Raw genomic sequence first — 204 nt, forward strand, 5'->3', positions numbered from 1 at the left:
TCTGACTCAAGGCCGAACCCGACCCCTGTAGGAGCAAGCTTGCTCGCGATGAGGCCCGTGAGTCCTGCACCGTCTGACCGGACGCCATCGCCGGCAAGCCAGCGCCTACAAGGTTTGTGTGAGCCTGCAAAGCCGCATGATCAAAGGCGGCGTGGGCCCAGGTCAGGAAGTTCACGGTATTACGGTGTTCGATCATCACGCCCT

Source organism: Pseudomonas gingeri, from assembly GCF_013386165.1.
GTDB lineage: Bacteria > Pseudomonadota > Gammaproteobacteria > Pseudomonadales > Pseudomonadaceae > Aquipseudomonas > Aquipseudomonas gingeri_C.